Origin of the sequence: Virgibacillus oceani, assembly GCF_014638995.1 — a bacterium.
Lineage (GTDB): Bacteria > Bacillota > Bacilli > Bacillales > Amphibacillaceae > Virgibacillus_E > Virgibacillus_E oceani.
The window spans coordinates 159,920-172,367 of record NZ_BMFR01000001.1 but is presented as its reverse complement, the minus strand read 5'-3'; the positions used below and the strand labels follow the sequence as shown (position 1 = coordinate 172,367).

Here is a 12,448-nt window from a genome sequence, read left to right as displayed (position 1 = left end):
CCGCATCGTTACAAATCGGTTCACAGAAAAAAGGAATAACGAGGATGGAAAACGCCACCTTCGTTATTCCTTTTATTTATGATCGAACATAAGCGTTAAATTTCTCATTAACAGCCGTAATGATGCTTTGATACGATTCTTCAACTTCATCATCTGTCAACGTTCTTTCAGCGTCCTGATAAAGCAGCCTGTAAGCAATTGATTTTTTATCCTCAGGTAAGTGTTCACCCAAATAAACATCAAAGATTTGAATATCTTTTACTAGGGGTGCACCTGTTTCCTCAATAACCTTTTTCACATCACCCGCAAGAGTAGTTTTATTTAGCACAAAAGCGATATCTCTTGTTGTTGATGGGTGTTTTGGTATCTGATTATAATTTGGAACATTTTTAAATACTTCTAACACGGTTTCCAAATTAATATCAAACACATACGTTTCATTTAAATCCAATTTTTTTTCTAGTTTCGGATGAATCTGGCCGATAAATCCAACTGCTTGATTATCGATTAAAACTGTTGCACATCTCCCAGGATGCATATCTGTTAATTTTGTTTGTTCAAACGTAATCGGTATTTCCAAAAATTTAAATATGCCTTCTATGATACCTTTCACTACAAAAAAGTCAACAGCTTTCTTTTCCTGCTGCCACTCGTGTTCAATCCATTGGCCCGAAAGCACACCCGACAGTCGTAATTGTTCATCAGGCTGTTTCGTTAGTTTATTTTCAGTCGAAATAAAGATAGAACCCAGTTCGTAGTAGGCTATATTAGTTTGGTTTCTAGCACGATTATAAGCAACAGTGTGCAGCAATTCAGGCAAAAGACTTAAACGTAAATATTTATGATCCTCGCTCATTGGCATTGCTAACGGGACGGGTACAGGGTTACGATTATTAATTTCAGGACTTATTAATTTCGTAACATAATCTTGACGCGTTAAAGAATAGGTGATTGTTTCCATTAACCCAGCGCCTTGCATATAGTTTTTCACTTGCCGTTTTAATTGTTGGCGTTCAGTTAATGCCCCTGCCTGTGATGCCCCATTCGGTAATGTATATGGTAAATTATCATATCCATATATCCGAGCAACTTCCTCTAGCATATCTTCAAAAATAGTAATATCGCCACGCCTGGTCGGAATCTTCACTTTAAATTCATCATCAATTTGTTCATATTGAAAACGTAACTTAGTCAAGATCTGACCAATTTCTTCAGTAGTAATCATAGTGCCCAGTCGTTTATTGATTTCCAAAGTATTAATTGTTACTTCTTTCTCCGTCCGGTCTAATTCGTCAAAAACAACCGCATTACTTAAAACCGTTCCATTAGCATATTGCTCAAACAGCTGACAAGCTCTAACGCCAGCGCGGTTAACACGGTTTGGATCAACACCTTTTTCAAATCGTGTGCTTGATTCACTCCTCAAACCAGTATCTTTAACGGCTTTTCTTACTGTAGATGGATTAAAGTATGCTGCCTCTAATAAAATCGTAGTTGTATGTTCATTTACTTCTGTATTAGCACCCCCCATCACTCCTGCGATGGCTACTGGCTCCTGACCATTTGTAATAACTAAATGCTCATGTGATAATTTACGTTCCTGATCATCCAGTGTTACAATCGTTTCATTTGCTTCGGCACAACGTACAACAATTTCTTTCGATTGTAAACGATCATAGTCAAATGCATGTAATGGCTGACCATATTCCAGCAATACATAATTTGTAATATCCACAACATTATTGATCGGACGAATCCCGGCTGCGATTAGGTAATTTCGCATCCACAATGGTGAAGGTTTGACTTGAACATTTTTAATAACGAATGCACCATAGTATGGATTCAACTTTTGGTTAGCCACATTTACAGAAATAAAATCATGTGCATCTTCATCACTCGCTGTAACCTTTTCCTTTGGTAATTGAATTGGTTTATCTAAAATTGCAGCAACCTCATATGCTACCCCAAGGTAACTTAAACAATCGGAACGGTTTGGGGTCAGCCCTAATTCCAAAACAGCATCGTCCAGATTCAATAATGAAGTAACATCCTCACCAACGGTTGCATTATCCGGAAAAACAAATATTCCATCAGCAATATCCTTAGGTACATATTTTTCTTGAATTCCTAATTCCTGCAGTGAGCAAATCATTCCATTTGACTCTATACCGCGCAGTTTTACCTTTTTAATTTTAAAGTTACCGGGAAGTACCGCTCCTGGTTTAGCTACAGCAACCTTTTGCCCTTGACTTATATTCGGTGCACCGCAAATAATTTGCAATACCTCATCGCCAACATCTACCTGACACAAGTTTAGTTTGTCGGCATTTGGATGTTTTTCACATTCTTTCACATACCCAACAACAACGCTTTTGCTTGTTTCTGCTACATATTCAATTCCTTCTACCTCAATACCGCTTTTTGTAATTTTCTCAGCAAGCTGATCCGGTGTAATCGTTCCTATATCAACATAATTTTTTAACCAATTTAATGATACTAGCACGCTTGTATTCACTCCTTATGCATTATGATATTGTGTTAAGAACCGTCGATCATTTGTGTAAAATTGGCGAATATCATCAACACCATATTTTAGCATCGCAATTCGGTCTGGTCCCATTCCAAAAGCAAATCCAGTATAAACATTTGCATCATACCCTGCCATTTCCAGCACTTTAGGATGTACCATACCAGCACCCAAAATTTCAATCCAGCCTGTCCCCTTACAAACGGAGCATCCTTCTCCGTTACATACTTTACATGAAATGTCCATTTCAACTGATGGTTCAGTAAATGGGAAAAAGCTCGGGCGTAAACGGATTTCCCGATCATATCCAAACATTTTCTTGGCGAACACGTCTAGAATACCCTTTAAATCACTCATTCGAACGTCTTTATCTACATATAGACCCTCGATTTGAGTAAATTGATGTGAATGAGTTGCATCGTCAGTATCACGGCGATAAACCTTGCCGGGACATATCATTTTTACTGGCTTCGACCCTTCATACTCCCGCATTGTCCGCGCCTGTACCGGTGATGTATGTGTTCTTAGCAACAGTTCGTTTGTAATGTAAAACGAATCCTGCATATCCCGTGCTGGGTGATCTTTTGGTAAATTTAATGCCTCAAAGTTATAATAATCTGTTTCAACTTCAGGTCCCTCTCTAACCTCAAAACCCATGCCAATAAACAAATCTTCAATTTCTTCAACTATAGTTGTCAGGAGATGAGGTCCCCCCAGTTGTACAGGGCGTCCTGGAAGTGTAACATCGATTGCTTCTTTTTCCAGCTGTTTCTCTAATGCTTGTTGTGCAAGTGTTTCGTTCTTTCGATCAATCGCATCCGTTATAGATTCCCTGACACGGTTTGCAATTTCTCCTATTACGGGACGTTCTTCCTTAGACAGCTTACCCATACCTCTTAAGACACCTGTAAGTGATCCCTTTTTCCCTAAATATGTGACGCGGATTGCTTGAAGCTCTTTCATTTCATTCGTTTCAGCAATACGTTCTAATGCTTCTGTCTGAATTGCTTCCAACTGCTCTTTCATGGTAAACCCTCCTTATTAAAATACAAAAAAGCCTAATCCCAGAAAGGGACGAGGCTTAAAATTCGCGGTACCACCCTTGTTGACACAATACTGCTGTGCCCAACTTAAGCTTGATAACGGACAAGATCCGGAACACCTTTACTTACTTTTTTTGAAGGTCCAAGTGTCAGCTCCAGAGTGAAAGATTAACAATTATGGCGATAGAAATGCTTACAGTCTGGGGCACTTCCTCCCTTAACCGCTTTTATTACTGTCAATCCGCTCTTTCATTGCAAATTCATTCAAATTTCTTTTATTATAGATAAAATATGCAAAGGATGCAACACTTACCTTGAAAAATGGTACATTAAAATTCCGGCAGCAACACTGACGTTTAACGATTCCGCTTTACCTTTAATCGGAATTTTTACAACTGTATCTGCCATCTCCAGAATTTTATTATTAATCCCTGCACCTTCATTTCCAACAATCAATGCGATTTTTCCTTCTGTATTTGCTTCTTGAAAAAATGTTGCATTCTTCAATGCAGATGCACATATTGTAAAACCATCACGTTTCAATTCAGGAATTTTTTTCAATAGATCTTCTTGAAAGACTGGAATATGAAATAAAGTTCCCTGTGTAGAACGGATTACTTTGTCATTATACATATCGACCGTATTTTCTCCTAAAATAACAGCGTCAAATCCAGCTGCCACTGCAGTCCGTATGATTGTCCCTAAATTACCAGGGTCTTGTAATGCATCGACAAGTAAGACATTTTGAAAGTCTTTCCATTCCATTTGATTCACTTGAACAATTGCTGCAATTCCCTGAGGCGACTTTGTATTTGAAATGTTTTTAAAAACATTTGCACTTACAATCGTAACAGGATAAATTTTACTATATTCAGGTGCATCTATATTTTCTTGTAAAATAATTTCATTAATAGTCCAATTGCTCGTATGTACTTCTTCAATTAAATGGAAACCTTCAATTAAAAAAGTTTTTGAATGCATGCGGTCCTTTTTCTTCTTTAATTTGTTCCAAGACTTTACCTTTTCATTTTGAACGGAGATTATCATTCTATCGCATCCTTAATAATTATATCTGATCTAATCATACATATTTCATCTGCCGTCGGTCAAACTAACGATAGTTTATAAAACATAAGGGGTGAAATAATTGGATTTAAATTTAAGAAAAGCCATATTAACAAATATTGCCACAAACGATCAAGAACAGTTGGAAGCAACGATTGTTGATGCTATCCAAAATGGTGAAGAGAAAATGCTGCCTGGCCTAGGAGTTTTATTCGAATTAATTTGGAAACAGTCCGATGAACAGGATAAACAAGATATGATTAATGCATTAGAACAAGGAGTAAAACAAGCCTCAGCAGCAGAATAAATGCAAGAGGATAGATGCCTAAAGTGAGCATCTATCTTTTTTTGAAAATAATTATTTAGTCCTGTTATTTCGTTTATTTCCCCACATTATTAATCATACAGCTTACCTTTATTCAATTTTTTACCATTTAAAAGAATAAAAAGCACTATTCTTTTATCTTGGTTTCAAGATATAATAAGGTAATATGAATTAGTTATTTTAAATGATGTCATAGCACCATTTGACTATTTTTTCAAGCGTGATATATATTAATTTCAGGTAGTTGATTGTTATTAAGACAGAATCTTAATAATACATATAGTTATAAGGTTTATTAGAGAGAGGGGAAAAAGTTAATATGACTGGGAAGTTTAACGGAGGAGTAAAAAAGAAAGGAATCTCCAAAAAAGTATTTGCTATCATCATTATAGTGTTGGCAGTCATTGGTGGGAGTGTATCTGCATATGTACTATTAACAGGTTCTGCAAAGACTCAATACTTCAAGGCGGAGAAAAACACCATTGATTTTATGGTGGACAAGGTCAAGGAACGCTATGAGCCAGAGGTTAATTGGCTGGAACACACAGAAGATAATCCTACTGAAACAGCATTAGAGCTATCTGCAGAGGCAAATATACCAGGCAGTGGATACGGCATGATAAGCCCGCAGGAAATAATTAATAATTCAACTATCACTTTGACTACTCAAATGGACAAAAAAGAAAAGCAAATTGCTTCTGATATCAAAGCAAGCTTCGGCGAGATGGAATTAGGTGATATCAGCTTTTTCATGACTGCTGATAAAGTTATGCTTGGACTGCCATTTCTTAAAGAAACACTTCAAATTAACGACAAAGATTTAGGGAAGTTATTAAAAGAAATTGATCCGGCAACATTTAGCGGCGAGGAAGAAATAGACTTTAATAGCGTCTTTGAGGCAATGGAAGGTACTATATCTGAAGAGGATCAAGCATATTTCAAAGAAGAATATATAACAATGATCTATGATAAGCTTCCCGATGATGCATTTGAAACAACAAAAGAAACAGTAAAAGTCGATACTGAAAACGTGAAAACTGAAAAAATTACATTTCATCTCTCCGAACAGCAGGTAAAAGATCTTATTACGGCTATTTTAGAAAAGATGAAAGACGATAAACGGCTTAAAGAAATTATTAAGGAACAAATGGAATTGCAGCAGTTTGGGATGCCAGCCGCTATTATAGGAAATCAAATGGCTTTGGATACCGAACAAATGATAGAAGAGTTTGATAGCTCAATAGATGATGCAATAAAGGGATTAGAAGATTTTCAAATTCCACATGGGTTGACTTCAATCATATGGGTGAACAACGATCTGATTGTAAAACGTGACTTTAGTATAAGCATGGGACCGACGAAGGATGAACTTGCCACGATCACAGTGAATGGTACACATTTATTAAGCGATTCAGAGCAAATGTTCGACTATGAATTTGGGATTGGTGTTGGTGATGCTGTTAATAAAGAAACAATGACCATAGCTGGTGACCTTACATGGAAAGACAATAAGGCAGATGACTCTATTAAACTAACAGCAGGAGATGTTGAACTTTCATACGAAAGTACCGAAACATTAGAAGATAATAATCGTGAATTTGAACGAGTATTTTCTTTCACTGATCAAGTTAACTCAGGAAGCCTTACATGGTCTGGCGAGGCGTCTTACGACAATGATCAAATGAATTCAGACAGTATGTTCTCTATAGAAGCATCAAACTTCTCACAGGATATATTTAATCTGCATGTAGCAAAAGATGCAAAGACAATTAAGAAAGTGGATGTTCCAAATGAATCAAATGTTAAAAATCTTGGAAGCATGTCAATGAACGAGATAATGCAATATGCAGAAACAGAGGCTACACCACAATTCCAGCAATGGTTAATGGGATTATTGGGAACAAGCGGCGGCTTTGGGTTTTAACAAGGAAGTGTTAAAATGACTTTCATAAAACATTTATTTCTATTTATCCGAAATGATTGTAAGAAACTGCAGAGGAAGTGGCTAACACTTCCTCTTCTTTTACTTTTTCCAATTATTATTGTGGCACTTGCTGCAGTTATTGCTATTTCGTTTCTTTCACCTGATGAAGAGGAGCCCATTCAAGTTGGGTTGGTAGATTTGGATCAATCCGAAGAAACAAAACTCGTTGTAAAACTAATCGAGGAATCATCACAGCTTGGTAATTATATTCACATTAAAAAACTATCTGATAAAGATGCAAAAAAGAACATAAAGGACAAGCTCAGTGCGTACATAACTTTTCCTAAAGACTTTACAGATGACTTATATAAGGGTGAGTCTGTAGCACTTGAAATTACCGGAAATCCTAATAAATCTATGGAGAGCTATCTAATAAAAGAGCTCTTAGACAGTGTTGCTAGACATATCCAAGCTGCTCAAGCAAACATATTGACAATAAATTACTTTGCTAAACAATTGCCAATGGATGTTAAAACACGAAATGATTTGGTATATGAGCAATTCACAAATTTTGTCGTTTACACGATTGGTAAAGACAAAATAATCGATGAAGAAGCAGTTGCAAATTTGGCCACAAGCTCTCCTGTCCACTATTATGGTTTAGCGAGCTGGTTTATCGTTATTACGATTTGGTTATTTGTTTTTTACACCTTCTTGACCAAAGAAAATGAAACCCGCATGAAAGACCGCATGCGTTTATATGGTGTTACAGTGGTTCAGCAAGTACTTGCGAAAATCATTACAACAGTTGGAATTACACTTGTGTTTTCAACTTTGGCCTTTTTTGCTTTACAGGAAATTGTGGAAATTACCTTATATACTGAAAATTACCTGCGAATAGCAACTCTTATGTTATTATATAGTTTCGTTTTTCTTGAGATCATTGCCATTTTCGAAATTCTATTTATTGAACAAAAGCTGCGATTATTAATTCAATCCATATTTACTGGTTTTGTATTGCTATTAAGCGGTGCAATCATACCGACATTATATTTCCCATTGTATATACAAAATCTTCTGCCGTATAGTTTCGGAAATCTTGCCTTACATTGGCTGCAGGAAATTATATTAAACGGACGATTCTATGCTGACTATTTGCCACTCTTATTTATTGCTTTGTCAAGCTTATTCGTTCTTTTAGGTATTTCTGTATGGAAGGAGCGTGTTTTCAAATGAAAGGAATACTAAAAACACGTTTAATCCATTGGAGGAAACATTGGATCCCTTTATTATTTTGGCTATTGTTTCCACTTATTGTTGCGATAGGAATTAAATCAGTAACGGATGTAATTCAGGATGATACAAAGGTTCCAGTTGGTATTACAATAGAAGAAGAGACGAATGCGGCAATGAAGCTATATCAGGAAATTAAAGAAACACCATTCATACGGGTATTTAAATTGGATGAGGATAAGGCTCTGTATCAATTAAAAAAACACGAACTGGATAGTGTTTTTATAATTAAGGAAGGGTATGAGGAAGATATTCATGATGGGGAACGAAATCAGCTAATTACGAGCTACAGGTCTGATTTATCGTTTGCTTATACACCTGTCAAGGAGATGATTATATCTTATATTCAGCAGGAGACAGGAAGATCAAAAGCAGCCAATGTAATACAAGAACTTACAGAACATTATCATACAAATAAACAATATTCACGGGCTCAAATTGCAGAAAAAAGTAAAGAGATACAAAAAGATGAAAATTTACTGCAAACTTCATTTTCATTTTCTGACTCACCTGTTGATACCCATAAGAAACCACAATTGATCAGTATATGGGGACTTTGGGCAGTCTTAAGTATACTATCTACACTATTATTGTTTGATTGGGTTATTAAGGAAAAACGGACAAGTGTGATAAAACGGTTCCCATTTCTTAGGGTCTCGATAAAAAACTATATGCTAGGAAATATATTTCTATATAGCTGCCTATTATTTATTATTGATTTATTAACCTTACTTGTCTTTAATCTGATGTTTGATGTAAGTATTAATGTATGGGCTTTAGTGTCATTCCGGATGTTAATCACAATTGCTGCGTATTTAATGGCAAATAGTTTTAAACAAACCTTCTTATTTTATACACTTTCTTTTGCTATTACATTACTAATTGCGATTGGAAGTGGCGCAGTTCTTCCCGCAATGGGAATTTCAGAAAAATGGGCATGGATAGAGAATTGGAATCCCATTCACCCATTTCTTACCGGACAAATAACGAATCCTTGGTTATTCATCGTTATATTATTTTTGGCAATAACGTTTGTCAGAAAGGAGAAAATCAATGCTTAGTATCGAATCCTTATCCAAAAACTATCGTAAAAGTAATATTCTAAGAGATATCTCCTTTACTGTAAATCCAGGTGAAATCGTTGGACTTACAGGTGAAAACGGTGCTGGAAAATCTACTATGCTAAACATTCTGGCAACCCTGTCCAGACCATCAGCTGGAACTATCACATTACATGACTTGCACTATCAGCGAAACACTAAAAATGTTCGCAAACAAATCGGATTTGTGCCTCAAGACATAGCAATATGGGAAGAATTTACGGTTGAAGAGAATATGATCTTTTTTGAAAAACTATCATGGAAGAATAAAACAAACAAGCAGCTCAGGGAACTTTGCCTAGATATGAAGCTTGAAAAATGGAAAGAACCAGTACATACACTATCCGGCGGGATGAAGCGAAAATTAAATATAGCAATTAGTCTTATACATGACCCACTATTATTATTGTTGGACGAACCAACCGTTGGAATAGATTTAAAATCCCGGAAAGAAATTGGCGATTACTTACATAAGCAGGCCAGAAATAATGGAAAGATGATTTTATATACGTCACATGACATGGATGAAATCATCAGTCTATGTGACCGTGTCTTCTGCATAGGAAAAGATCCATTTTATTATAAGTTACTGCAGGATTCGGGAAAAAATCCGATATTACTATAGAAAGGCAGTCTGTTTTCAGGTAGAATAAAACTAGGTGAAAGGGGCAAGTAATGATGGAAATTAGAGATTTACAAACAATGATTCAATATCAGGCAATGTCAATTTTAACATCTAAAAATGATTCATTTTCGTATAACTCACCTATTGTTGATTTAGCATTTAAGCAATTATTACAGGAAAAAATAAATAATGCATCCATACGAACTAACGAATTTGTTCAGCAAAATAACCCGCCGTTTGCTTTAGTTGATTCTGTTTCAACAGCTCCTTTAAATGCTGCATCAGATCACTTTAATTCATTTATCACAAACACTGCAGAAAAATATGAAATTGACCCTAAATTAGTACACTCCATTATTAAAACGGAATCAAATTATAATGTCTATGCAAAGAGCGGTTCAGGTGCCCAAGGATTAATGCAGCTAATGCCTGATACGGCAAGAGGGCTTGGAGTAACAAATCCATATGACCCTTCGCAAAATATCGAAGGCGGAACAAAATATTTAAGCCAGATGCTGAATCGATATAATGGCAATATTGAACTGGCGTTAGCCGCTTACAATGCCGGTCCTGGAAATGTCGACAAATATCAAGGGATACCTCCATTTGAAGAAACCCAAAACTATGTAAATAAAGTAATGAATTCTTATTTTGCATAACTTTTAAAGGATAACCAAAAAAGGATCAGCAGATAAATTATCTGCTGATCCTTTTTATTATGCCAAAAAGATCTCTTTCACTTTTTCGCTATCCAATTTTTTTATTGCCTCTACAATCAATTTTACTGCATTTTCGAAATCATCACGGTGTAAAATTGCCGCATGTGAGTGAATATAGCGTGTTGCAACAGTAATAGATAAAGATGGAACACCATTAGCAGTAAGATGAATCGATCCTGAATCGGTACCCCCGCCCGCCATTGATGCATATTGATATGGTATATTATGCTCATCAGCAGTATCCACAATCAAATCTCTTACACCTTTATGAGAAACCATTGACGCATCATACAAAACGATTTGCGGTCCTTTACCCAATTTACTGTCCGCTTCATGATCAGATACACCAGGCATATCACCGGCAATACCTACGTCAACACCGAATCCAATGTCCGGTTTTATCGCATGTGCAGAAGTACGCGCCCCGCGAAGACCAACTTCCTCCTGGATTGTACCGACACCATATACGATATTCGGATGACTCTCATCTTTCAATTGTTTTAAAACTTCAATCGCGATAGCACAGCCAATACGGTTGTCCCATGCTTTCGCTAAAAGCATCTTTTCATTTTTTAATTGCGTAAATTCGAAATAAGGTACGATAGAATCACCTGGACGAACACCGAATTCATGCGCTTCTTCTTTACTGGATGCACCGATATCGATAAACATATCTTTAATCTCTACTGGCTTTTTGCGTGCCTCTTGAGAAAGGATATGTGGCGGCTTAGAACCGATTATACCTGTAACATCACCTTTACTGGACATGATGGTAACACGTTGAGCAAGCATTACCTGGCTCCACCATCCACCCACAGTTTGGAAATAAATAAAACCTTTGTCATCGATTCGTGTCACCATAAAGCCTACCTCATCAAGATGACCCGCTACCATTATTTTAGGTCCATTTTCATCACCGGTTTTTTTGGCGATTAAGCTCCCTAAATTATCTGTATAAACCTCATCAGCGTATGGTTTGATATAGCCTTCCATTACATCTCTTGCTTCTTTTTCATTACCAGGAATTCCTTTTGCATCTGTTAAATCTTTAAGCATTGTAAGTGTTTCATCCAATTTTGCCATATGTACGTAAATCCTCCTTTTTTCCTAATACACTTATTATTATAACTTTATTGCAGGAAATAACAAAATAATTCTGCTTTAATAACCTTCATCCTGGCGTTCATAATTAATTTCATTTTTCTGGATGTACGCGCGGTATACCGCATTTTCATCAAATCCAAGAAGGTTTCCAAGCTGAATGTAACTGTTAAACATTTTTTCGTAATTTGATTGTGATGGATCATGTTTATAGGCAGCACACATATCAAAAACATGATTGAACTGCTCAGTTTCCGTATTAATAGTGGCATTTGAAGATTTTGTATGGCAGATATGCCCTTTGTCTAACCCTAAAGATAAAATAAAATGTACCCCATCAACATATTCTGCCAAGATAACCTCCTGATCACTCTTCGGTTTACTGCTCCAAAATTTAAAACACCGTGTTTCGTTTGCAAGTTCTCCCAATTCGACTAGCAGCGCAAGATATTTTTCTTCAAATAAATTTTCCCCTGTTACACCTTGATTATTTTCAATATACTTGTCCAATTGTTTTTGCATGGAAAATAACTTCTTCCAGTTCATTTATTTTACTCCTTTTTTCTTTTATTATGATTGTAACATAATAATTGAAACCTTATGATTTCTAGAACGTACAAGAAGATAATAACGTTCAGGGAGCGGTTTATATGATTGTGATTTTATTCAGGATTCTAATTCTCATTGCAATAGCTCTCCTCATGTATACGGTTTACCAATACTACC

11 protein-coding genes are annotated in these 12,448 nt (G+C 36.2%); 6 read left to right on the top strand and 5 right to left on the bottom strand.

What is annotated here, in order from left to right:
- Window positions 1–76: 76 nt before the first annotated feature.
- From pheT to IEV74_RS00870, 3 genes are all read right to left on the bottom strand, one after another.
- Window positions 77–2,503 carry a phenylalanine--tRNA ligase subunit beta gene (pheT, locus tag IEV74_RS00880; RefSeq protein ID WP_188453461.1) on the bottom strand — a complete coding sequence of 809 codons (2,427 nt, stop codon included), beginning with the start codon at window positions 2,501–2,503 and terminating at the stop codon, window positions 77–79.
- Between the two features lie 15 nt (window positions 2,504–2,518).
- Window positions 2,519–3,553 (bottom strand): phenylalanine--tRNA ligase subunit alpha, encoded by a 1,035-nt coding sequence (pheS, locus tag IEV74_RS00875; RefSeq protein WP_188453460.1) that lies wholly within the window; start codon window positions 3,551–3,553, stop codon window positions 2,519–2,521.
- A 326-nt stretch (window positions 3,554–3,879) separates the two neighbouring features.
- Window positions 3,880–4,617, bottom strand: coding sequence for a TrmH family RNA methyltransferase (locus IEV74_RS00870; RefSeq protein WP_188453459.1), 738 nt, complete (start codon window positions 4,615–4,617; stop codon window positions 3,880–3,882).
- 100 nt (window positions 4,618–4,717) lie between these two features.
- Between IEV74_RS00870 and sspI the strand changes: the two genes are divergently transcribed.
- The 6 genes from sspI to IEV74_RS00840 all read left to right on the top strand — a co-directional run bounded on the left by sspI (window position 4,718) and on the right by IEV74_RS00840 (window position 10,561).
- The gene (gene sspI, locus IEV74_RS00865; RefSeq protein WP_188453458.1) at window positions 4,718–4,942 is read left to right on the top strand and encodes a small acid-soluble spore protein SspI; all 225 of its coding nucleotides are present in this window, start codon (window positions 4,718–4,720) and stop codon (window positions 4,940–4,942) included.
- 337 nt (window positions 4,943–5,279) lie between these two features.
- Window positions 5,280–6,884, top strand: coding sequence for a DUF6583 family protein (locus tag IEV74_RS00860; RefSeq protein WP_188453457.1), 1,605 nt, complete (start codon window positions 5,280–5,282; stop codon window positions 6,882–6,884).
- Between the two features lie 15 nt (window positions 6,885–6,899).
- A complete protein-coding gene (locus IEV74_RS00855) occupies window positions 6,900–8,120 on the top strand; it encodes an ABC transporter permease (protein ID WP_188453456.1) in 1,221 nt (406 codons plus the stop codon).
- Entirely contained in the window at window positions 8,117–9,238 is a 1,122-nt protein-coding gene (locus IEV74_RS00850; RefSeq protein ID WP_188453455.1) for an ABC transporter permease, read from the top strand. Before IEV74_RS00855 ends, IEV74_RS00850 begins: the two co-directional genes overlap by 4 nt.
- Window positions 9,231–9,902 carry an ABC transporter ATP-binding protein gene (locus IEV74_RS00845; RefSeq protein WP_188453454.1) on the top strand — a complete coding sequence of 224 codons (672 nt, stop codon included), beginning with the start codon at window positions 9,231–9,233 and terminating at the stop codon, window positions 9,900–9,902. The genes IEV74_RS00850 and IEV74_RS00845 overlap by 8 nt, the downstream gene beginning before the upstream one ends.
- Window positions 9,903–9,955: 53 nt before the next feature.
- A complete protein-coding gene (locus IEV74_RS00840; RefSeq protein ID WP_188453946.1) occupies window positions 9,956–10,561 on the top strand; it encodes a lytic transglycosylase domain-containing protein in 606 nt (201 codons plus the stop codon).
- 57 nt (window positions 10,562–10,618) lie between these two features.
- Here the strand turns inward: IEV74_RS00840 and IEV74_RS00835 are convergent, their stop codons facing one another.
- Both IEV74_RS00835 and IEV74_RS00830 read right to left on the bottom strand, forming a co-directional pair.
- On the bottom strand, window positions 10,619–11,704 hold the full coding sequence (locus tag IEV74_RS00835) for a M42 family metallopeptidase (protein ID WP_188453453.1): 1,086 nt from the start codon (window positions 11,702–11,704) through the stop codon (window positions 10,619–10,621).
- Window positions 11,705–11,782: 78 nt separating this feature from the next.
- On the bottom strand, window positions 11,783–12,268 hold the full coding sequence (locus tag IEV74_RS00830; RefSeq protein WP_188453452.1) for a dUTP diphosphatase: 486 nt from the start codon (window positions 12,266–12,268) through the stop codon (window positions 11,783–11,785).
- Between the last annotated feature and the right edge of the window lie 180 nt (window positions 12,269–12,448).